Source organism: Parvibaculum sp., assembly GCF_035511255.1.
Lineage (GTDB): Bacteria > Pseudomonadota > Alphaproteobacteria > Parvibaculales > Parvibaculaceae > Parvibaculum.
Genome location: NZ_DATKFR010000210.1, coordinates 1 through 20,563 on the forward strand (window position 1 = coordinate 1; position 20,563 = coordinate 20,563).

20 protein-coding genes and 1 pseudogene are annotated in these 20,563 nt (G+C 64.5%); all 21 read left to right on the forward strand.

Translation table 11 applies throughout. From position 1 onward, the window contains the following. A pseudogene (locus tag VMR03_RS08375) lies at window positions 1-385 on the forward strand (tryptophan--tRNA ligase); the annotation flags it as partial. Window positions 386-461: 76 nt separating this feature from the next. Then, window positions 462-1,541 (forward strand): DUF2333 family protein, encoded by a 1,080-nt coding sequence (locus tag VMR03_RS08380; RefSeq protein WP_325404144.1) that lies wholly within the window; start codon window positions 462-464, stop codon window positions 1,539-1,541. A gap of 74 nt (window positions 1,542-1,615) precedes the next feature. After that, a complete protein-coding gene (locus tag VMR03_RS08385) occupies window positions 1,616-2,101 on the forward strand; it encodes a universal stress protein (protein ID WP_325404146.1) in 486 nt (161 codons plus the stop codon). Between the two features lie 116 nt (window positions 2,102-2,217). Beyond that, entirely contained in the window at window positions 2,218-2,784 is a 567-nt protein-coding gene (locus VMR03_RS08390) for a NifU family protein (protein ID WP_325404148.1), read from the forward strand. 120 nt (window positions 2,785-2,904) lie between these two features. Further along, window positions 2,905-3,498 carry a malonic semialdehyde reductase gene (locus VMR03_RS08395; RefSeq protein ID WP_325404150.1) on the forward strand — a complete coding sequence of 198 codons (594 nt, stop codon included), beginning with the start codon at window positions 2,905-2,907 and terminating at the stop codon, window positions 3,496-3,498. Further along, a complete protein-coding gene (gene tsaB / locus VMR03_RS08400) occupies window positions 3,428-4,216 on the forward strand; it encodes a tRNA (adenosine(37)-N6)-threonylcarbamoyltransferase complex dimerization subunit type 1 TsaB (protein WP_325404152.1) in 789 nt (262 codons plus the stop codon). Before VMR03_RS08395 ends, tsaB begins: the two co-directional genes overlap by 71 nt. A 14-nt stretch (window positions 4,217-4,230) precedes the next feature. After that, a complete protein-coding gene (gene rimI / locus VMR03_RS08405; RefSeq protein ID WP_325404154.1) occupies window positions 4,231-4,695 on the forward strand; it encodes a ribosomal protein S18-alanine N-acetyltransferase in 465 nt (154 codons plus the stop codon). 124 nt (window positions 4,696-4,819) lie between these two features. Then, window positions 4,820-5,317 carry a Fur family transcriptional regulator gene (locus VMR03_RS08410; RefSeq protein ID WP_325404176.1) on the forward strand — a complete coding sequence of 166 codons (498 nt, stop codon included), beginning with the start codon at window positions 4,820-4,822 and terminating at the stop codon, window positions 5,315-5,317. Between the two features lie 57 nt (window positions 5,318-5,374). Beyond that, complete coding sequence (locus VMR03_RS08415; protein ID WP_325404156.1) at window positions 5,375-6,241, forward strand: lysophospholipid acyltransferase family protein; 867 nt, start codon at window positions 5,375-5,377, stop codon at window positions 6,239-6,241. A gap of 217 nt (window positions 6,242-6,458) precedes the next feature. Next, window positions 6,459-7,877: a tRNA (N6-isopentenyl adenosine(37)-C2)-methylthiotransferase MiaB gene (gene miaB / locus VMR03_RS08420; protein ID WP_325404178.1), complete on the forward strand. Its 1,419-nt coding sequence runs from the start codon at window positions 6,459-6,461 to the stop codon at window positions 7,875-7,877. Window positions 7,878-7,928: 51 nt separating this feature from the next. Continuing rightward, a complete protein-coding gene (locus VMR03_RS08425; protein WP_414693159.1) occupies window positions 7,929-9,008 on the forward strand; it encodes a PhoH family protein in 1,080 nt (359 codons plus the stop codon). A gap of 2 nt (window positions 9,009-9,010) precedes the next feature. Next, window positions 9,011-9,574 carry an rRNA maturation RNase YbeY gene (ybeY, locus tag VMR03_RS08430; protein WP_325404160.1) on the forward strand — a complete coding sequence of 188 codons (564 nt, stop codon included), beginning with the start codon at window positions 9,011-9,013 and terminating at the stop codon, window positions 9,572-9,574. A gap of 25 nt (window positions 9,575-9,599) precedes the next feature. Beyond that, a complete protein-coding gene (locus VMR03_RS08435; RefSeq protein WP_325404162.1) occupies window positions 9,600-10,571 on the forward strand; it encodes a hemolysin family protein in 972 nt (323 codons plus the stop codon). Between the two features lie 3 nt (window positions 10,572-10,574). Then, window positions 10,575-12,272 carry an apolipoprotein N-acyltransferase gene (gene lnt, locus VMR03_RS08440; protein ID WP_325404164.1) on the forward strand — a complete coding sequence of 566 codons (1,698 nt, stop codon included), beginning with the start codon at window positions 10,575-10,577 and terminating at the stop codon, window positions 12,270-12,272. Between the two features lie 286 nt (window positions 12,273-12,558). Beyond that, the gene (locus VMR03_RS08445; protein WP_325404180.1) at window positions 12,559-12,990 is read left to right on the forward strand and encodes a helix-turn-helix domain-containing protein; all 432 of its coding nucleotides are present in this window, start codon (window positions 12,559-12,561) and stop codon (window positions 12,988-12,990) included. A gap of 163 nt (window positions 12,991-13,153) precedes the next feature. Then, window positions 13,154-14,323: a methionine adenosyltransferase gene (gene metK, locus VMR03_RS08450; protein WP_325404166.1), complete on the forward strand. Its 1,170-nt coding sequence runs from the start codon at window positions 13,154-13,156 to the stop codon at window positions 14,321-14,323. After that, window positions 14,289-15,041: a tRNA (guanosine(46)-N7)-methyltransferase TrmB gene (gene trmB, locus VMR03_RS08455; protein ID WP_414693160.1), complete on the forward strand. Its 753-nt coding sequence runs from the start codon at window positions 14,289-14,291 to the stop codon at window positions 15,039-15,041. Before metK ends, trmB begins: the two co-directional genes overlap by 35 nt. 196 nt (window positions 15,042-15,237) lie before the next feature. After that, the gene (gene rimP / locus VMR03_RS08460) at window positions 15,238-15,855 is read left to right on the forward strand and encodes a ribosome maturation factor RimP (protein ID WP_325404170.1); all 618 of its coding nucleotides are present in this window, start codon (window positions 15,238-15,240) and stop codon (window positions 15,853-15,855) included. A 3-nt stretch (window positions 15,856-15,858) separates the two neighbouring features. Then, window positions 15,859-17,493, forward strand: a complete 1,635-nt coding sequence (nusA, locus tag VMR03_RS08465; RefSeq protein ID WP_325404172.1) for a transcription termination factor NusA — start codon at window positions 15,859-15,861, stop codon at window positions 17,491-17,493. Between the two features lie 8 nt (window positions 17,494-17,501). Next, complete coding sequence (locus VMR03_RS08470) at window positions 17,502-18,128, forward strand: RNA-binding protein (RefSeq protein ID WP_325404182.1); 627 nt, start codon at window positions 17,502-17,504, stop codon at window positions 18,126-18,128. Window positions 18,129-18,206: 78 nt separating this feature from the next. Further along, window positions 18,207-20,563, forward strand: a 2,357-nt coding sequence (infB, locus tag VMR03_RS08475) for a translation initiation factor IF-2 (protein ID WP_325404174.1), incomplete at its 3' end; no start/stop codon positions are given.

A 20,563-nucleotide genomic window follows, 5' to 3' on the forward strand; every position in this document is an offset into this window, starting at 1 on the left:
GCGCATCACGCTGAAGGATTCCGCCGACGACATCGCGGTGAAGATCCGGAAAGCCCAGACCGATCCCGATCCCCTGCCCCTCACCGTCGAAGGGCTTGAAGGCCGGGCGGGCGCGGACAATCTCGTCGGCATCTATGCGGCGCTGTCGGGTCTCTCCAAGGCCGAAGTGCTGGCGAAATTCGACGGCGCGCAATTTTCTGTCTTCAAGCCGGCGCTTGCCGAGCTCGCGGTCGACAAACTGTCGCCGATCACGACCGAAATGAAACGCATGCTCGATCACGACCAGGGCTATATCGACGACGTGCTCGCCTCGGGCGCCGAACGCGCCCGTGCGATCGCCGACCCGATCTACAAGCGCGTGCGCGAGATCGTCGGCTTCATCTGATAGGGCACGTCCGCTTGACCGGCGGGCGCGTCTTCCCATCTAGTAAAGGCACGTCCACCGACGGGAGCGGAGCCAAATGTCCTTTCGTGAGAGCCTGGCCAATCTGCGCGACTGGGCCCGCCACCGCTGGCTCTATCGCAAGGGATGGTTCTCAGGCGGGTCGGGTGGCGATGCCTTCGCTGCTGCGGCCCCGGCGGCCGGCGGCGGTTTCTTCTCGCGTCTCAATCGGCCGGGCCTCGGTGGCATCGGCTGGCGCGCCCTGGTCGCCATCGTCGTCGTTGTTCTTCTCTACTATCCGATCGGCATGCTGATCGTGAACCGCATCGACGACGATCCGAATTTCACACCCACAGGCGCGGATGCGATCGGCGAAGGCGGCAGCCAGGCCGTCGCGATGATGGCGGCGCTGATCGACCGCGAGGTCAACGAGAACAGCTGGACCGCCAACGATCCCTTCTTCCAGCCGGGTTCGATGCTCGACAACATGCCGAATTTCCAGACCGGCATCGTTTCGGCGCTGGCGCGCTTTTCCTTCGAGATGACCGATCAGGTCGGCCGCATGCGCGGCTCGAGCGAGGCCGACGCGGACCTTCAGCGCGCGGCCGGACTTCTGCAGTATCCGGGCAATGTCTGGATCTGGAACCCGAGCGTCTCGCTCGCCATCAAGGCGAGTTCGGAATCCCAGTATCGCGAGGCCCGCAAGGCGCTCATCCGCTACAATCAGCGCCTGTCGAAGGGCAACGCGACATTCGAGCGTCGCTCCGACAATCTGATGGCGACGCTGGAACGCTTCGCGAGCGATCTCGGCTCGCAATCGGCGGTCATCGACATCGAGGTGCGCGAGCATTCGAGCGCCTTCTTCGACAGCACGGCCGATGACGTCTTCTACAACACCAAGGGCAAGCTCTACGGCTACTACATGATCCTGAAAGGGCTCGGCGAGGATTTCGCGCCGGTCATCAAGGAGCGCGGGCTGCAGAAGAACTGGGACCAGATGCTCGACACCTTCCGCGAAAGCGCCGCGCTTGCGCCTCTGGTCGTCATGAACGGCGCGCCGGACGCCCAGATCACGCCGAGCCACCTCGCCGCGCAGGGCTTCTACCTGTTGCGCGCCCGCACCCAGCTTCGCGAAATCGCCAACGTGTTGCTGAAGTGACGGTCGGCGGGACGGCGGCGGCACATGGGGGCTGACATCCTGCCGCCTTGCCGCTCGACCTCGCGAATGGCAGCATGCGGCCCATGAGCGAACCCACCACGGCGAAACATCGTAAATTCCTCGTCGTCGCCGACGGCACGCCGGAATCGGAAGTCGCGATCCATTTCGCGAGCCTGCGCGCGCTGCATACGGACGGCGTCGTGACGCTGCTCGCCGTCATTCCGCCGGCCGACAGCGCCGGGCAATGGCTCGGCGTGCAGAATCTGATGCGCGAGGAAGCCCGCGCCGAAGCCGAAAGCGTGCTCCACAAGCTCGCCGCCCATGTGAACGATTATGCGGGCATCAAGCCCGAACTGGTGATCCGCGACGGGCTGCTCTCCGAGGAACTTCACAAGTTCATTTCTGAGGACAAGGACATCGCGATCCTCGTTCTCGCCGCCGGCACGGGGAAAGAGGGCCCCGGCCCCCTCGTCTCGACCATTGGCGGCAAGGGCTTTCCGATCCCCGTCACCGTGGTGCCGGGCGATCTCACGGAAGAGGCGATCCGGGCGCTGGCGTGAAGCCGCGCCGTTGCGATTTACAGCGCCGGTACGGCGTCTTGATTCCCGTCCCCGAACGGTCCATCTATAGCCCGCATGAGCGCGCCTAAGCCGCGTTTTCACAAGGGTTTTTCGAGATGTTCATCCAGACCGAGGCGACGCCGAATCCGGCGACCCTGAAGTTCCTGCCCGGCCGCGAGGTTCTGGGCGAGGGCCGGGCCGCCGATTTCCCGGACGAAGAGGCTGCCCGGCGCTCGCCGCTCGCCATGCGGCTTTTCGCGGTCGATGGCGTCTCGGGCGTCTTTTTCGGCTCGGATTTCGTCACCGTGACGAAGAGCGGCGGCGAATGGCAACATCTGAAGCCGGCCCTTCTCGGCGCGATCATGGAGCATTTCACCGGCGGCGCGCCGATCCTGTTCGGCGATGCGGGTGAAGCCGATGCCCATGACGGCCATGCCGTCCATGAAGGCGAGAACGCGGACATCGTCCGCGAGATCAAGGACGTGCTCGATACGCGCATCCGCCCGGCGGTCGCCCAGGACGGCGGCGACATCACCTTCCAGGGTTATGAGGACGGCGTCGTCTTTCTCGCCATGCAGGGCTCCTGCGCCGGCTGCCCCTCCTCGACCCTGACGCTCAAGAAGGGCGTCGAGAACACGCTGAAGCATTACGTCCCGGAAGTCGTCGAGGTCCGCGCCGTCTGATCTGACCACCGGTCATTGTTCCTGCCGGGAACAGGTTTGTTTCGCTCCGGGGACTGGTGTTGACGCGCCGGGACGCTATCTTGGCCGCTCCCTCCCCATCCTTCCTCAGGAGACAGTTTCATGAGCGGCATCTTGAGCGACGACGCGCTCGACACACTTTTCCGCAACGCCCGCACGCATAACGCCTGGACCGACAAGCCCGTCTCCGACGATCTGCTGCACAAGCTCTACGACCTCGTGAAATGGGGTCCGACCAGCGCCAATTGCTCGCCCGCCCGTATCGTTTTCGTGACCTCGAAAGAGGGCAAGGAAAAGCTCGCGCCTGCGCTTTCGCAGGGCAATCTCGCCAAGACCATGTCGGCGCCGGTGACGGCGATCCTCGGCTACGACGTCGAATTCTACGAGCGCCTGCCGGATCTCTTTCCCCACGATCTGACCGCCAAGACCTGGTTCAACTGGTCGAAGGAATGGGCCGAACAGACCGCCTTCCGCAACGGCTCGCTCCAGGGCGGCTATTTCATCCTCGCGGCCCGCGCGCTCGGCCTCGATTGCGGCCCGATGTCGGGCTTCGACATGGCGAAAGTCGACGAAGCGTTTTTCGCCGGTACGACCGTGAAGGTCAATTTCCTCTGCAATCTCGGCTATGGCGATCCGAAGGGTCTCTTCAACCGCAGTCCGCGTCTTCCCTTCGACGACGTCTGCAAGATCGTCTGACGACGGAGCATCTGTCCTGACCCTGCTCGCCCTCGATACTGCGCAAGGCGCCCTGTCCGTCGCCATCCTCGACGGACCGCGCGTCCTTGCGCATCGTGTCGAGGCGCGGACGCGCGGCCATGCCGAGGCGCTGATGCCGGTGCTCGAAGCGGCGATGGCCGAAGCGGGCCTTGGCTTTGGCGACCTCTTGGCGCTCGCCGTCACCGTCGGTCCTGGCACCTTCACCGGCCTGCGCGTCGGCCTCGCGGCGGCGCGCGGCCTCGCGCTTGCCCGCCGCCTGCCGCTCGTCGGCGTGACGACGCTCGAAGCGGTCGCCGAGCCCGTGACGGCAGAAGCGGACGAGGCGATCGCCGCCGCCTTCGATGCCAAACGCGGCGAGATCTATCTCGAAGCCTTCGATGCGAAACACGCGTCTCTTTCGGAGCCCATGATCGTCGCGATCGAAGAAGCGCCCGCCCGCATATCCGGCGACGCCGTCGTTTGCGTGGGTACGGGCGCAGCCCTTCTCGCGAGCGCGCTCACGGCGAGGGGCGTGAAGGCGCGCCTCTCTCTCGCGCCGGCTCAACCCGATGCGCTCTCCGTCGCGCGCATTGCCGCCGCCCGCCTTGCCACGTTCGGGCCGGACCGCTTCCGCGTCGCGCCCGCGCCGCTCTACTTGCGCGCGCCGGACGCGAAGCTGCCTGGCGGCCTCGATCCCATCCTTCCGGGCGCCGCGTGAGCGGGGCGGACGGGGTGGTGATTCGTCCCGTGACGGCGGCCGTCGCCCCGTCCCTTGCGCATATCCATGCGGCGGGTTTCGACGATCCATGGGGCACCGCCGCGATCCGCGAACTGATCGCCATGCCGGGCACGTTCGGCCTGGTCGCGGCGTCTGTTTCGGATGCGGTCCTCGGCTTCATAATCCTCCGCCTCGCGGCGGACGAAGCCGAGATCCTGACCATCGCCGTCGATGAGGCCGCGCGGCGTCAGGGCATTGGTCGCCGCCTGATGGAGGCTGCCGCCGCCACGGCGCTGGCAGGTGGGGCCGCGACGCTTTTTCTGGAGGTCGCCGAGGACAATCCCGCCGCGATCGCGCTCTATGGAAAACTCGGTTTTTCGACCGTCGGCCGCCGCCCGGACTACTACCGCCGCCGCGCCGCCGCCGTCGCCGCGCTGACCATGCGTCTCGACTTGTTGCCGCAGCCGGGAAAACCCTGACGCCATGCGGGGGATCGCCGTCTCAAAACTGTTATAATTCAGGTGCTTAGTGTGCTATGAAGGGGCGGCGCGGATGTCAGCCTGTCCGTGACAATGGGCCCCCTCAAGAGCTATTATGACAGCGATGACGACAAACACATCCGCCACCGGACACGCCCACGCCGACGCGAACGATGCCGATCGCATCGAAAATCTCTGCGTCGAAAAAAACATGCGCATGACGGAGCAGCGGCGCGTCATCGCGCGCGTCTTGTCGCTCGCGCATGACCACCCGGATGTCGAGGAGGTCTATCACCGCGCCTCCAAGATCGATAACAAGATTTCGATCGCGACCGTCTACCGCACCGTCCGTCTCTTTGAGGAAGCCGGCATTCTGGAGCGGCACGACTTTCGCGACGGCCGCTCGCGTTATGAGCAGGTTCCTGAAGAGCATCACGATCATCTGATCGATCTGTCGACCGGCAAGGTGATCGAATTCCACAATGACGAGATCGAACGGCTGCAGCAGATCATCGCGCGCGAGCTCGGTTTCGATCTGGTCGATCATCGTCTCGAGCTTTATGGCGTGCCGCTCGGCCGGGAAAAGAAACCTGGTTCCGGCGATACGCGCAAAAAGGAATAGCCGGCGAGGGTCAAGGCCCCGGGCGCCGGTGACGGGCGAGGGAAACAGGAGACGTTCATGGGTCGCTTGCGCGCAAGCTGGCTTCTCGCCGGGTTCGTCCTGTCGGCATTGCTGCTGATGCCGGTTCAGGCGCTCGCTCTCAAATTCCGCTGGCCGCTCGCCAAGTGGTTGCCGAACCGCTATCACCGCTTTCTCTGCAAGCTGATCGGTATCCGCGTCGTCACGCGCGGCGAGCCCTATCAGGGCGGCGCCTGCCTGATCGCGGCCAACCACACCTCCTGGCTCGACATCCCGATCATGGCCTCCCTGCAGCCCTCGTCCTTTGTGGCGAAGAGCGAGGTTGCGGGCTGGCCCTTCTTCGGCACGCTGGCGCGGCTCCAGGAAACGGTCTTCGTCGAACGCGAGCGCCGCACGCGCACGGCGGAATCCCGCAATGAAATTCACGCGCGCATCGCCGCCGGCGACCGCCTCGTGCTCTTCCCGGAAGGCACGTCGAGCGACGGCAACCGTGTGCTCAACTTCAAGAGCGCGCTGATGAGCGTCGCCCAGCTCACCATCGTCAATGGCGAGGAAGACCGCGAGGACGATCTCGTCGTGCAGCCTCTGTCGGTCGCCTATACGCGGCTCCACGGCCTTCCCATGGGCCGTCGTTTCCGCCCCTTCTTCGCCTGGTATGGCGACATGGACCTCTTTCCGCATCTCTGGGAGGCCTTCTCGCTCGGGCCGATCGAGGTCGTGGTCGAATATCACAAGCCCGTCACCATCCGCGAGATCGGCAATCGCAAGGCATTGGCTCTTTATTGCGAGGAAGCCTGCCGTCGCGGCGTCATTCAGGCGATCACGGGCCGTTTCGATCCGCAGCCGAGCGAAGCGCCGGCGGATGCGGACACGGTCGAGATGCCGGCTCGCCGCGCCGCCGTGTAATAAGAGCCGCATCGGCGCCGCATTGGGGGTGCGGAACCGCCTCTCTGCCTGCTACAATAAATTGCCGGTCGCCTGCCGGCGTCCAGTCCCGCGAATGCCCGTCATGCGGGGTTCATGAAGGAGCCGAACGCAAGCCTTGTATGAGAAGACCTCGCCATCCCGTCCATCCGCCGTCCCCGGCCTCGCGCCGGATGGAGCGTCGGCTCCCGTGAGCGGGATGGATGCGAGCCTTGCCCCGTCTCTCCCGCCTGCATCGCAGAATCCCGTGTCCCAGAAGAAAATTTTCATCAAGACCTATGGCTGTCAGATGAACGTCTATGACAGCGCGCGCATGATCGACGTCATGGCGCCGGAGGGCTATGCCGAAACGGCGTCGCCGGAAGATGCCGACATCGTTCTGCTGAACACCTGTCACATCCGCGAGAAAGCCGCCGAGAAGGTCTATTCCGAGCTCGGCCGCCTGCGCGAGCTGAAGATCGAGAAGGCGGCGCGCGGAGAGAGCCTCGTCGTCGGCGTCGCCGGCTGCGTCGCCCAGGCAGAGGGCGAGGAGATGCGCCGTCGCGCGCCCGTCGTCGACGTGATCGTCGGACCGCAGAATTATCATCACCTTCCGCAGATGATCGCGCGCCGTGCCAATGGCGGTCCCGCCGTCGTCGAAACGGAATTTCCGCTCGAGGATAAGTTCGAAAGCCTGCCCGCGCCCGACCGGCGCAAGACGCTGGCGCGCGGGCTGACCGCCTTCCTCACCATTCAGGAAGGCTGCGATAAGTTCTGCACCTTCTGCGTCGTGCCCTACACGCGCGGCAGCGAATTTTCACGGCCGCTCGCCCGCATCGTCGACGAGGCGCGGGGGCTTGCCGAAGCGGGCGTTCGCGAAGTGACGTTGCTGGGCCAGAACGTCAACGCCTGGCACGGCGAGGACCTTTCTGGCCGCCCGGCAACGCTCGGCGCGCTCATCCGGGCGCTTGCCGGGATCGACGGCATCGAGCGCCTGCGCTACACGACGAGCCATCCCCGCGACATGGACGAGGAACTGATCGCCGCCCATGGCGACGTCGCCAAGCTGATGCCCTATCTGCATCTGCCGGTGCAGTCGGGTTCTGACCGCATTCTCGACCTGATGAACCGTCAGCATACGGCCGAAACCTATCTCGGCATCATCGCCCGCATTCGCGCCGCGCGCCCCGACGTCGCGCTGTCGTCGGATTTCATCGTCGGTTTTCCCGGCGAGACCGAAGCCGATTTCGAGGCGACCCTTGCGCTCATCCGCGAAGTCAAATTCGCGCAAGCCTATTCCTTCAAATACAGCCCCCGTCCCGGCACGCCGGCCGCGACTCGCGAGGCGCAGTTGCCGGAAGAGGTGAAGACGGATCGGCTTCACCGGTTGCAGGCGCTCCTCGCCGAGCAGTCGGAAGCTTTCAACCGCGCCTGCGCTGGCAAGCGCCTGCCGGTTCTTTTCGACCGCAAGGGCCGTGCCCCGGGCCAGCTTCTCGGGCGCAGCCCCTATCTGCAGCCGGTTCACATCGACGGCGCGTCCGAGGCGCTTCTTGGAAAGATCGCGACGGTCGAGATCGAACAGGGTTTCGCGAACAGTCTCCGCGGCCGTCTCGTCGAGACGGAGGCGGCTTATGCCTGAGTAAAGGCCAGTGGCCGAAAGGAAAGGGTGCAGTTGAGCGCATCGAGCGGGATGAAGACGTTCAGCAGAGCCAGTCACGGACGCAACGGCGGCGGTGGCGGCGGAGCGCCGAGAGAGGGCGCCAGGGACAGCAGCAGAGACAACGCCAGAGACAGCGAAAGTCTCGTCATCGCCTTCGACGACAATCGACTTCTGACAGAGCTTTTCGGCGAGCATGACCGCAATCTCGCCCGTATCGAGGAAGGGCTCGGCGTCCTCGCCAGCTCGCGCGGCAACAAGCTCGTCATCACGGGTAAGCCCGAAGCCCGCGCCCAGGCCGATCGTGTGCTGCGCGATCTCTATCAACGTTTGAAATCCGGCCTCGACGTCAATGCCGGCGAGGTCGATGGAGCGATCCGCATGTCGAAGGCACCGGAAGACGAAGGCGCGAGGGGACCGGGCGGCGCCCGCCAGATCCATACCAAGCGACGCCTCATCGGGCCGCGCTCGCCGACGCAGGCGACCTATATCGACGCGCTGATGACCCACGAACTCGTCTTCGGCATCGGCCCGGCCGGCACCGGCAAGACCTATCTGGCGGTTGCCGTCGCGGTGCAGATGCTCCTCCAGAAGCGCGTCGACCGGATCATATTGTCGCGCCCCGCCGTCGAGGCGGGCGAGCGGCTGGGTTTCCTGCCGGGCGATCTGAAAGAGAAGATCGATCCCTATCTGCGTCCTCTCTATGACGCGCTTTACGACACGCTGCCCGGCGAGCAGGTGATGCGTGAGATCGAATCCGGCGAGATCGAGGTCGCGCCCCTCGCCTTCATGCGCGGCCGGACGCTGGCCAATTCCTTCGTCATTCTCGACGAGGCGCAGAACACCACGCCGGTGCAGATGAAGATGTTCCTGACCCGCCTGGGCGAGAACAGCCGCATGGCGATCACCGGCGATCCCTCGCAGATCGATCTTCCGCTCGGTGCCAAATCGGGTCTCAAGGATGCGCTGGAGACGCTGGATGGCGTCGAGGGCATCGGCACGGTCCGCTTCACCGACGCCGATGTGGTGAGGCACCCCCTCGTGACGCGTGTCGTGAAGGCCTATAATGCCCGCGACCGGGGTCTTCTGGATGCCCGCGGAGAGGATAAGTAACGATGCCCGGCCGACAATCGCATGCGCTGGAAGGAAAGAGCCCGGTCTCCGGTCTCGAAATCGACGTGCTGCGCGAGGCGGGAGACTGGGCGACCGACACCGAAGAATGGGTGCGTCGCGCAGCCGAGCATGCCTATGTCGTCGCCGGCCCCGGCGAGGAGGCGGAAGTCTGCGTCGTCCTCGCCGACGATCCTTTCGTGAAAGAGCTGAACAGGACCTGGCGCGGCAAGGACAAGCCGACCAACGTTCTCTCCTTCCCGATTGGCGCGATGCCGGCGGCGGCGGGGCCCGAGCCGGTCCGCACGCCGCTTCTCGGCGACATCGTCCTCGCGCTCGAGACGATCGCCCGCGAGGCCGGGGAGCAGGGCAAGAGCTTCCCCGATCATCTTGCCCATCTGGTCGTCCATGGCGTGCTGCATCTTCTCGGTTACGACCATGAAGACAATGCCGATGCCGACGAGATGGAGGCCCTGGAGCGCGACATTCTCGAGGATCTCGACATCGCCGATCCCTATGCCGTTCCGGGCGAGCCCGCCACGTCCCTTCCGCGCGGTCCCGATGCCTGATCCAAACCCGATGTCTGATCCAAAAATGTCCGATCCTGCAAAAACGACCGATGCGGTCCTTGCCGACGATCCGAAACCCCGTGCGGGTTTCGCGCGGCGCCTGCAGGTGCTTTGGCGCAATATTCTCGGTGCGCCATCCGCAAGCGATCCGACCTTGCGCGAAAGCCTCGAGGAAGCGCTCGAAGGCCGCGACGAGGCCGGCCGCGGTCTCACCGCCGAAGAGCGCCACATGCTCGCCAATATCCTGAGTTTCGGCGAGCTTCGCGTCGACGACGTCATGGTGCCGCGCGCCGACGTGGTGGCGGTCGAGGAAAGCGATACGCTGAGCGAGGTCCTCAGGCTCTATCGCGAATCCAACCACTCGCGCATGCCGATCTATCGCGAGACGCTCGACGATCCGACCGGCATGGTCCACATCAAGGATGTGGTGCCCTATCTCGTTCCCGACGACATGGCCGCGGGCCGCAGGTCCTTCTCGCTCAAGGACATTCGCCGCGATGTACTCTTCGTCCCGCCCTCGATGCCGGCTCTCGATCTCCTGCTGAAGATGCAGGCGACACGCATTCATCTCGCTCTTGTCATCGATGAATATGGCGGAACCGACGGTCTCGTCTCGATCGAAAATCTGGTTGAGGAAATCGTCGGCGATATCGAAGACGAGCATGATATCGACGAAGGTCCGCTGCTCGCACGGCGCGACGACGGCAGTATCGATGCCGACGCGCGCGCACCCATCGAAGAACTGGAGGAAATGTTGGGCCTGAAACTCGTCGATGAGGAAAGCGACGATGACGTCGAGACGTTGGGCGGCCTCGTCTTCTCGCTTGTCGGTCGGGTGCCGGTGCGCGGCGAACTCGTCAAGCATCCGCTCGGCCTCGAATTTGAAGTGAAGGACGCCGATCCCCGCCGCATAAAGAAGCTGCGCGTTCATCAAGTCGGCTCCGCCGACGGGTCGGGCGATGGAGCAACGCTCGCCGCCAGCCGGGCGGCAAGCTGACAAATGGCTTTTGATCGCGGACTGACCGCCCTTTTCTCCGCCCTGGAGCGGATCGCCCGCGAGGTCGCGCTGCTCCGCGGCTGGCGGCGCCTCCTCGCGGCCTTCGCCGCCGGCTCGCTCAGTGTGCTGGCGCTCGCACCGGTTCACTTTCTGCCGATCCTTTTCGTAACCTTTCCGGTTCTGGTCTGGCTTCTCGACGGGCTCGGCGGGCCCGCCTCGATCGCGCTGGGCGAGGATGCGGCGGCGACGCGGCGGCGTATGTTGCTGGGCGGCGGCGCCATCGGCTGGTGGTTCGGCTTCGGTTATTTCCTCTTCGGCCTGCACTGGATCGGCTATGCCTTCATGGTCGAGGCCGAGAAATTCGCAATCTTCATGCCCTTCGCGGTGACGTTGCTGCCGGCGGGACTGGCGCTCTTCACGGGCGCCGCCACGGCGCTGGCGCGCGCCTTCTGGTTGCCCGGCTATCTGCGCATCGTCTCGCTCGCCATTGCTTGGTGCATCTTCGAATGGCTGCGCGGCCATGTGCTGACGGGCTTTCCCTGGAACCTCGTCGGCGAAAGCTTCGCGGGCTCGCTGGCGCTGATGCAATGGGCGGCGGTTGTCGGCGCCTACGGTCTTTCCTTCATCGCGATCCTGATCGTGGCCTCGCCCGCCTTCTTCGATCCCCATGCGAGGGCCGCCGACATTCATTCGGTTGGGCTCTCGATCCGCGAGATACTGATCGCGCCTTTCGCCGCCCTGGCGGCGCTTGCTCTTCTCTGGGCGGGTGGAACCCTGCGATTGACGGCCGCCGAAACCCATCCCGTCGGTCCCGACGACGTGATGCTTCGCATCGTGCAGCCGGATATCCCGCAGACGGAGAAATGGAAACCGGAAAGCCGTCTCGCCATTCTGGGCGAATTCCTGCGCATGAGCGCCGACCCGACACCCGCTGCGCCAGCCGGTCTGGGTCCCCGCTCCATCGTCGTCTGGCCGGAATCGGCGCTCGCGATCTTTCTCGCCCGCGAACCCTATGTGCTCTCGGCGATATCCCGCATGCTGCCCAAGGGGGCGCTTCTCATCACCGGGAGCGTGCGCGGCGAGCCGGCACCGGATGGCCCGCCCGATACGCTGGCGCGTTTCTACAACAGCCTTTATGTCGTCAATTCCGACGGCCGCATCGTCGGCACCTACGACAAGTTCCACCTCGTGCCCTTCGGCGAATATCTTCCCTTCCATCGCTGGCTGGAGCGGATCGGCCTGCACAAGCTGGCAAAGCTTCAGGGCAGTTTCGACGTCGGGCCCGGGCCCGTCACGCTGGCTCTTCCCGGTCGGCCTCCGGTCAGTCCGCTGATCTGTTACGAAATCATTTTTCCGGAGGCCGTCGTCGCCGCCGGCGAGCGGCCTGCCTGGATCGTCAACGTGACCAATGATGCTTGGTTCGGCTCCTCGAGTGGCCCTTATCAGCATTTGTCGCAGGTGCGGCTGCGCGCGGTCGAGCAGGGCCTGCCCGTTGCCCGCGCCGCCAATACCGGCATTTCGGCGGTCATTGACCCTTATGGCCGGATTTTGGCAAAAAAGGCCCTCAACACGCCGGGCGTGATCGATATGGCGCTTCCCCGGGCTTTGTCGCCGACGCCCTATGCCATGGCCGGTGACTGGATTTTCGCCGGCCTGCTTCTGGCCGGAATCGGTGTGCTTTTCGCCTTTCGACCGCGCTGAAAGTCGAGTTTTCTGCGGCCGGGCTCAAGGGTCGGTTCCGGGTGAACGAAACTTTTGTTGCAGGGACTGCCGACTGAAGGTTGTATTCTGTTGCTGAAAAACGGCATCGGTTGCATACCGTCCTGTCGGCTCCCGTGGAGTCAGCCGGCCGGCAACCGGCGACGCAGGGGTTGTCCTGGGGTTTGTGGCGCCCGCGCGGAAGGTCGCGCGGCTGCGATTATGAGGTCCGGCCTTGCCAAGGAAATCTCCCAATCCGATCGACGTTTATGTGGGCGGCCGTGTGCGCATGCGGCGCATGCTGGTCGGCATGAGTCAGGAAAAACTCGGCGAAAGCCTTGGACTGACCTTTCAGCAGGTACAGAAGTACGAAAAAGGCGCCAACCGCATCGGTGCGAGCCGGCTTTATCAGATTGCGCGCGTCCTCAGCGTGCCGGTGGAATTCTTCTATGACGGCATCCAGGTCGAGGACGATATTCCGACGAGCGGCCTCGCCGATGCCGAACCTGCGAATTTCGATCTCGATATGCTTTCGACATCCGAAGGCATCCAGTTGAACAGCGCCTTTTTTGCCATTCGCGACCCGAAGGTCAGGAAGAAAGTGCTGGAGCTGGTAAAGGCGCTCGGCGACACGGCCGAGTTCGACCTCGGGGACGTCGATGATGCCGAAGATGTGGCGGATGCCGCATTCCTGGGTGAAGAACGGACCAGCGGCGCCTGAAGGCATAATGATCCCACGAAGTAAGACAGTCTTGTGAAAAAAGGTCATGGGAGTTGACCCAATGGCCTTTACCTTGCAAAAAACCTTTCGCGCCTCGGCGAAGCGCTTAGGCGTCTCGACAGGCTTCCGCCCTGAACGGCGTTTACTCTGACGGAGCACGACATTGGCCAGGTCCAATTACCTCTTCACCAGCGAATCCGTTTCCGAAGGTCATCCCGACAAGGTCTGCGACCGGATTTCGGATGCCGTGCTCGATCTTTATCTCTCCGCCGATCCCTTCGCGCGCGTCGCCTGCGAAACGCTGACGACGACGAACAAGATCGTGCTGGCGGGCGAGGTTCGCGGCCCCGCTTCGATCACCAAGGAAAAGATCGAGGAGACGGCGCGCAACGCGGTGCGTGAAATCGGTTACGAGCAGGCAGGCTTCCACTGGAAGAATGCCGATGTCGAGGTCCTGCTTCATGCGCAATCGGCCGACATCGCGCAAGGCGTCGACGCCGCCGGCAACAAGGACGAGGGCGCCGGCGACCAGGGCATCATGTTCGGCTATGCCTGCACCGAAACCGACGTGCTGATGCCGGCGCCGATCGTTTATGCGCATCGCATCCTGAAGCGCATGGCCGAAGATCGTCATTCCGGCAAATGCCCGGCCTTCGAGCCCGACGCCAAGAGCCAGGTCACGCTGCGCTACGAAGGCGGCAAGCCCGTGGGCGTCACCTCCGTCGTCGTCTCGACGCAGCACAAGGAAGGCGTCAAGCAGTCCGAACTGCGCGAACTCGTCCGCGCCTATGTGAAGGAAGTGCTGCCGGCGGGCTGGTTTCCCCCGGAAGAAGAATTCTACGTGAACCCGACCGGCAACTTCGTCATTGGCGGTCCGGATGGCGACGCCGGCCTCACCGGCCGCAAGATCATCGTCGACACTTACGGCGGCGCGGCGCCCCATGGCGGCGGCGCCTTCTCCGGCAAGGATCCGACCAAGGTCGACCGTTCCGCGGCCTATGCCGCTCGCTATGTCGCGAAGAACGTCGTCGCCGCAGGCCTTGCCGACCGTTGCACGCTTCAGGTCTCCTATGCGATCGGCGTCTCCAAGCCGCTCTCGATCTATGTCGATCTGCACGGCACGGGCAAGGTCGACGAGGCCGCGATCGAGGCCGCGATCCCGCGCGTCGTCGATCTCTCGCCTCGCGGCATCCGCGAACATCTGAAGCTCAACCGCCCGATCTATGCGCGCACGTCGTCTTATGGCCATTTCGGCCGCGCGCCGGAAGCCGATGGCGGCTTCTCCTGGGAGAAGACCGATCTTGCCGACAAACTCAAAGCGGAAATCCGCTGAGCAGCTGAGCGAGGAAGCGGGTACCCGCCGTCACGTCTATGGACGGACCAAGGGCAAAACGCTGAAACCGCGTCAGGCGAATTTGATGGAGACCCTGTTTCCCAGGGTCTCCATTTCGCTTGATGACGCCCTCATCGATCCGTCCACGTTGTTTCCGGTCGCGACCGGCGAGACCTGGCTCGAAATCGGTTTCGGCGGTGGCGAGCACCTCGCATGGCAGGCGGAACAGAATCCCGGGATCGGCTTTCTCGGCTGCGAGCCCTTCATCAACGGCGTCGCTAAACTTGTCTCCGAAATCGACGAGCGCGGGCTGAAGAACGTCCGCATTCACGCCGACGACGCGCGGTTCCTGCTCGAAAGGCTGAAGCCCGGCTCGCTGTCGCGCGTCTTCATTCTCTATCCGGATCCATGGCCCAAATCGCGCCACCACAAGCGACGTTTCGTGAACGACGAGACGCTGGCGCTGATTTCCGCCGCCCTGAAGCCGGGGGGAGAGCTCCGCTTCGCCAGCGACATCCCGCATTATGTGGCCTGGACGCTCGCCCATATCCGCCGCCACAACATGAAGGGCGGGAGCCGTTTCGATTGGCTCGCCGAGCGCCCGGACGACTGGCGGATCAGGCCTTCGGACTGGCCCCGCACCCGTTATGAGGAAAAGGCCATCCGGGAAGCACGGACCCCGGCCTATCTGCGGTTCCGGCATGAAAAGACGGCATGAGCGGGCTGGATGGAACTTCCCCCCGGCCCCTTGCGAAAAGCCCCCTCTTGGCGCTATATAGGCGCCAAGTTAGCTAAGACGCTTCTCACATAGCGAAGGTCAAGGGTCGATCTTCGAACTAAGCGAGTGGGTTGTCTCCGGAAACGGGGGCCCGCTTTTTTTGTTTCTGGAGAGGCGTTTTCTTAAAGAGGGTCTGTTGGCCGATATAGAGCTCGATCAGAAAAGCGGTGCTGCGCCGGCCGACGAGGCCGGAACGCTCGACACGCATCTCGTCGCCGCCTCCGGTCAGCCGCGCAAGATCTTCGAGTTGATCCGCGGGCCGGCCGAAGGCGCTAATTTCGAGATCGTGCGCGTGCGCTACGGCCTTCATGATGGCCACACGCTGCAGATCATGGCCGAGCGGCCCGACGGTTCGATGGTCGTCGCCGATTGCGAGGAACTGTCGCGAATTCTCTCCGCCATCCTCGACGTCGAGGACCCGATCTCCGGCGAGTACAATCTCGAAGTCTCCTCGCCCGGCATCGACCGGCCCCTGACGCGGCCGAAAGATTTCATCCGCTGGGCGGGTTTCGAGGCGAAGATCGAACTCGGCGAGGCCATTGACGGCAGGAAACGCTTTCGAGGGCTTCTGCACGGTTTCGAGGACGGCGAAGTGCTGATCGAGCACGAAGTTGAAGGATTTGCGGAAAAGCAGGTGATCGGCCTGCCCTTCCGCCAGTTGAGCGAGGCGAAGCTCATCATGAGCGACGACCTCATCAGGGAAAGCTTGAAGCGAAGGGACCGGGAAGACCCGGCCCCATCCGACGGAGAATAGACAATGGCTGTCAGCGCCAACCGGCTGGAATTGTTGCAGATCGCGGATGCGGTCGCGCGCGAGAAATCGATCGAGCGCGAAGTCGTCATCGAGGCGATGGCCGAAGCGATCCAGAAAGCCGCCCGCTCGCGCTACGGCGCGGAAAACGAAATCCGCGCCCGCATCAATCCGACGACCGGCGAAATCAGGCTGGTGCGTCTCCTCGAAGTCGTCGACGACGTCGAGAACGATGCCGTGCAGATCGACCTCCGGGAGGCGCAGCGCCGCAATCCGGCCGCCCAGCTCGGCGATCTGATCGAGGACGAACTACCCCCCGTCGATTTCGGCCGCATCGCCGCCCAGACGGCGAAGCAGGTCATCGTGCAGAAGGTGCGCGACGCCGAGCGCGAGCGCCAGTACGACGAATATAAGGATCGCATCGGCGAGATCGTCCACGGCATCGTCAAGCGCGTCGAATATGGCAACGTCATCACCGATCTCGGCCGTGGCGAGGCGATCGTACGCCGCGACGAGTTGTTGCCGCGCGAGACCTTCCGCAACGGCGACCGCATCCGCGCCTATATCTACGACGTGCGTCGCGAGCAGCGCGGGCCGCAGATTTTCCTCTCGCGCACCCATCCCCAGTTCATGGCGAAGCTCTTCGCGCAGGAAGTGCCGGAAATCTACGACGGCATCATCGAGATCAAGGAAGTGGCGCGTGATCCGGGCAGCCGCGCCAAGATTGCCGTGCTTTCGAACGACAACTCGATCGATCCCGTCGGCGCCTGCGTCGGCATGAGGGGTTCGCGCGTGCAGGCCGTCGTCAACGAGCTTCAGGGCGAGAAGATCGACATCATCCAGTGGTCGCCCGACAGCGCCACCTTCATCGTCAATGCGCTGGCGCCCGCCGAAGTCGTCAAGGTCGTGCTCGACGAGGACACCAAACGTATTGAAGTTGTCGTCCCGGATGACCAATTATCTCTTGCGATCGGTCGCCGCGGGCAGAATGTCCGCCTCGCTTCGCAACTCACCCATTGGGACATCGACATTCTGACCGAAGCCGAGGAGAGCGAGCGCCGTCAGGCCGAGTTCGCCAGCCGCAGCGCGACTTTCGCCGACGCGCTGGACGTCGACGAGGTCATCGCGCAGCTTCTTGCCTCCGAAGGCTTCTCCTCGATCGAGGAAGTCGCCTACGTGCCGCTCGACGAAATTGCGGAAATCGAAGGCTTCGACGAGGATACGGCGCAGGAAATCCAGAGCCGCGCACTCGATTACATCGACCGGCAGAATGCCGAGTTCGACGAGAAGCGCAAGGAACTGGGCGTCGAGGATGCGGTGGGCGAGGTCGAGGGTGTGACGCCGCGTATGCTCGTCGCGCTCGGCGAAAACGATGTGAAGACGGTTGACGATCTCGCCGGCTGCGCCACCGACGATCTGATTGGCTGGAACGAGACGGTGAACGGCGAGAGGAAGCACCAGAAGGGTTATCTGGAAGGCTTCGACATTGGCGCGGACGAGGCGAATGCGATCATCATGCGCGCCCGCGTCAAGGCCGGCTGGATCACCGACGAGGACATGAACGAGGTCGGCCTCGCGGTCGATCATGACGTCGACAACCCGGTTCCGGCCGACGAGATGGAGCAGGACTCTCAAGCCTGATCGTGACGATGAAGGCGGACGCCAGGAAGGCTGAAGAACGCCGCTGCATCGTGACCGGCGAGGTGGGGCCGAAGGAAGGCCTCATCCGCTTCGTGATCGGGCCGGAGGGCACCCCGGTTCCCGATCTCGGCGAAAGACTGCCGGGACGGGGTATCTGGGTTTCCGCTCGCCGGGAGGCGCTGGAAACGGCGATCCGCAAAGGCCTTTTTTCGAAGGCCGCGCGGGAAAAGGTCGAGGTACCGGAAGGGCTTGCCGACGATGTCGAGGCGCTTCTGACGAAACGGGCAGCCGGTGCCCTGGGACTGGCCCGCAAGGCGGGGGCCCTGGTTCTCGGCTTCGAAAAGGTTCTGACGGCGATCGGCAAGGGCGAGGTGGCCCTGCTGATCGAGGCACGGGACGGGTCCGAAGATGGCAGCCGCAAGCTCGAAGCGGCGCTCAGGACCCGAAATTCCGGTGCCGGAAAGGCCGACGTGCCGGTCCTGCGGCCCCTCTTCGTGGCTGAAATGGGTTTGGCATTGGGTCGCGCAAATGTGGTACATGCAGCCCTGACCAAGGGAAGCATGGAAGAAAAAGTCATGGCGGACCTCGCCAGACTGGAAAGCTATGGGCGCCAGATGCGCCCTGTTGGATCGTGATCCTGTAAAGCGCCTCCTGATGAGGGGGCGGTTTCCGAACAGGATCGCGCTCCTCCATAGGATGGATGTAGGACACGCATGAACGACTCGGCGGATTCGAGTGAACGCAAACTGAAAGCTTCGGGCGGCAAGACGCTCAGCCTGAATCGGACGGTTGAATCTGGCCATGTGCGCCAGAACTTCTCCCATGGCCGGTCGAAATCGGTCGTGGTCGAGAAGAAGAAGAAGCGGACCATCAATCCGGGCGGCGCGCCGGCCGCGGCGCCTCAGCCGGAGCCGGTCGCCGAGAAACCGGCAGCGCCCGTCGTGGCGGCCCCCGCTCCCCAGCCCGTCGTCGTGGAACCCGTCGCACCAGCGCCGGAACCGGTCGCGGAACCTGTCGTTGCGGAGAAGCCCGCGCCGGCACCGGTTGTTGCCGCGCCGGCGCCCGCACCGGCGCCGACCCCTCAGCCCGTTGCGGCCAAGCCCGCAGCTGCGGCGCCCGCACCGGCTGCCCGTGCGCCTGCGGCACCGGCCGCCCCGGCGCGTGGCGGCAGGCCCGCCGCGCGTCCGACCGGCGAACGCGCGCGCTCCGGCGTTGTGCTCCGTACCCTGACGGAAGAAGAGAAGAACGCCCGCGCCCAGGCGCTCGACCAGGCCCGCTCCCGCGAAGGCGAGGACCGCAAGCGCGCCGAGGAAGACGCCCGGCGCCGTGCCGAAGAGGATGCAAGGCGCAAGAAGGAACGCGAGGAAGCGGCCGCCCGCGAGGCTGAAGAAGCTTCGCGCCGCGAGACCGACGATCTCGCCCGCCGCCGTGCCGCCGACGAAGCCAAACGCCGCCTCGACGAGGAAGCGCGCACGGGATCCGTGCCGCGTGGCGCCGCGCTTCTGAAGGAAGAAGTTTCCGACGACGAGGACAAGCCGAAGCGCGCCCATGGCGCGCCGGGCGCTGCGCCGGCCAAGGTGCCGGCGACCCGTCGCAACGAGCCCAAGCGCCGCACCGGCAAACTCACCATCACCAAGGCTTTCGACGACGACGGCGATCGCCAGCGTTCGCTGGCCTCGATGCGCCGCCGCGTCGAACGCGAGAAGAAGAAGCTCGCCGGCATTCACGATGCGCCGCTGAAGGTCGTCCGCGAAGTCGTCATTCCGGAAGTCATCACCATCCAGGAACTCGCGAACCGCATGGCGGAACGCGCAGTGGACGTGATGAAGATCCTGATGAAGCAAGGCATCATGCTGAAGATCACCGACGTGATCGACAGCGACACCGCCCAGCTCGTCGCCGAAGAACTCGGCCATACGGTGAAGCGCGTCGCCGAATCCGACGTCGAAGAAGGCCTCGTCGGCGAGGCGGATATGGACGAGCACCGCATACCGCGCGCACCCGTCGTCACCGTCATGGGCCATGTCGATCACGGCAAGACGTCGCTGCTCGATGCGCTGCGCAAAACCACGGTCGCGGCCGGCGAGGCGGGCGGCATCACCCAGCATATCGGCGCCTATCAGGTCGATATGGGCTCCGGCGCCAAGATCACCTTCCTCGATACGCCGGGCCACGCTGCCTTCACGGCGATGCGCGCGCGCGGTGCGCGGGTGACGGATATCGTCATTCTCGTCGTCGCGGCCGATGACGGCGTCATGCCGCAGACGATCGAGGCGATCGCCCATGCCAAGGCGGCGGGCGTGCCAATGATCATCGCCATCAACAAGATGGACAAGCCGGAAGCCGATCCGACCCGGGTGAAGAACGAACTTCTTCAGCATGAGGTCGTGGTCGAGGATTTCGGCGGTGACGTGCTCGCCGTGCCGATCTCTGCCAAGACCGGCATGGGCCTCGACAAGCTCGAGGAAACCATTCTGCTCCAGGCCGAACTGCTCGACCTGCGCGCCAATCCAGACCGCGCGGCCGAAGGCATCATCGTCGAGGCCAAGCTCGATCGCGGCCGTGGCCCCGTCGGCACCGTGCTCATCGAACGCGGTACGCTGAAGGTCGGCGACATCATCGTCGCCGGTGCCGAATGGGGTCGCGTGCGTGCCCTCATCAACGATCGCGGTGAGAATGTCGAAAGCGCCGGTCCTTCGGTGCCGGTTGAAGTCCTCGGCCTCGGCGGCGCGCCGGAAGCCGGCGACACGCTTTCGGTCGTCGAAAATGAAGCCCGTGCGCGTGAAGTCACCGCCTATCGCCAGCGCGTCCAGCGCGACAAGCGCGTCGGCACCGGCGGGCGTACCTCGCTCGACCAGATGCTGTCGCAGTTGAAGGCGCAGAACGCCAAGGAACTGCCGATCATCGTCAAGGCCGACGTGCAGGGCTCCGCCGAAGCGATCGTGCAGGCGCTCGAAAAGCTCGGCACCGACGAGGTCAAGGCGCGCGTACTGCATGCCGGCGTTGGCGGCATTACCGAAAGCGACATCACGCTGGCGACGGCGTCGGGCGCGCCGGTCATCGGCTTCAA

Excerpts from the sequence above, each read along its gene's own strand:
- VMR03_RS08435 (WP_325404162.1), top strand. The coding sequence starts at position 9,600 with ATGTCCGATCCTGCAAAAACGACCGATGCGGTCCTTGCCGACGATCCG.
- VMR03_RS08390 (WP_325404148.1), top strand. The coding sequence starts at position 2,218 with ATGTTCATCCAGACCGAGGCGACGCCGAATCCGGCGACCCTGAAGTTC.
- VMR03_RS08385 (WP_325404146.1), top strand. The coding sequence starts at position 1,616 with ATGCGGCCCATGAGCGAACCCACCACGGCGAAACATCGTAAATTCCTC.
- VMR03_RS08415 (WP_325404156.1), top strand. The coding sequence starts at position 5,375 with ATGGGTCGCTTGCGCGCAAGCTGGCTTCTCGCCGGGTTCGTCCTGTCG.
- VMR03_RS08470 (WP_325404182.1), top strand. The coding sequence starts at position 17,502 with ATGAAGGCGGACGCCAGGAAGGCTGAAGAACGCCGCTGCATCGTGACC.
- lnt (WP_325404164.1), top strand. The coding sequence starts at position 10,575 with ATGGCTTTTGATCGCGGACTGACCGCCCTTTTCTCCGCCCTGGAGCGG.
- tsaB (WP_325404152.1), top strand. The coding sequence starts at position 3,428 with ATGGCGATCCGAAGGGTCTCTTCAACCGCAGTCCGCGTCTTCCCTTCG.
- VMR03_RS08410 (WP_325404176.1), top strand. The coding sequence starts at position 4,820 with ATGACGACAAACACATCCGCCACCGGACACGCCCACGCCGACGCGAAC.
- nusA (WP_325404172.1), top strand. The coding sequence starts at position 15,859 with ATGGCTGTCAGCGCCAACCGGCTGGAATTGTTGCAGATCGCGGATGCG.
- VMR03_RS08395 (WP_325404150.1), top strand. The coding sequence starts at position 2,905 with ATGAGCGGCATCTTGAGCGACGACGCGCTCGACACACTTTTCCGCAAC.
- VMR03_RS08380 (WP_325404144.1), top strand. The coding sequence starts at position 462 with ATGTCCTTTCGTGAGAGCCTGGCCAATCTGCGCGACTGGGCCCGCCAC.
- miaB (WP_325404178.1), top strand. The coding sequence starts at position 6,459 with ATGGATGCGAGCCTTGCCCCGTCTCTCCCGCCTGCATCGCAGAATCCC.
- ybeY (WP_325404160.1), top strand. The coding sequence starts at position 9,011 with ATGCCCGGCCGACAATCGCATGCGCTGGAAGGAAAGAGCCCGGTCTCC.
- VMR03_RS08425 (WP_414693159.1), top strand. The coding sequence starts at position 7,929 with ATGAAGACGTTCAGCAGAGCCAGTCACGGACGCAACGGCGGCGGTGGC.
- VMR03_RS08445 (WP_325404180.1), top strand. The coding sequence starts at position 12,559 with ATGCGGCGCATGCTGGTCGGCATGAGTCAGGAAAAACTCGGCGAAAGC.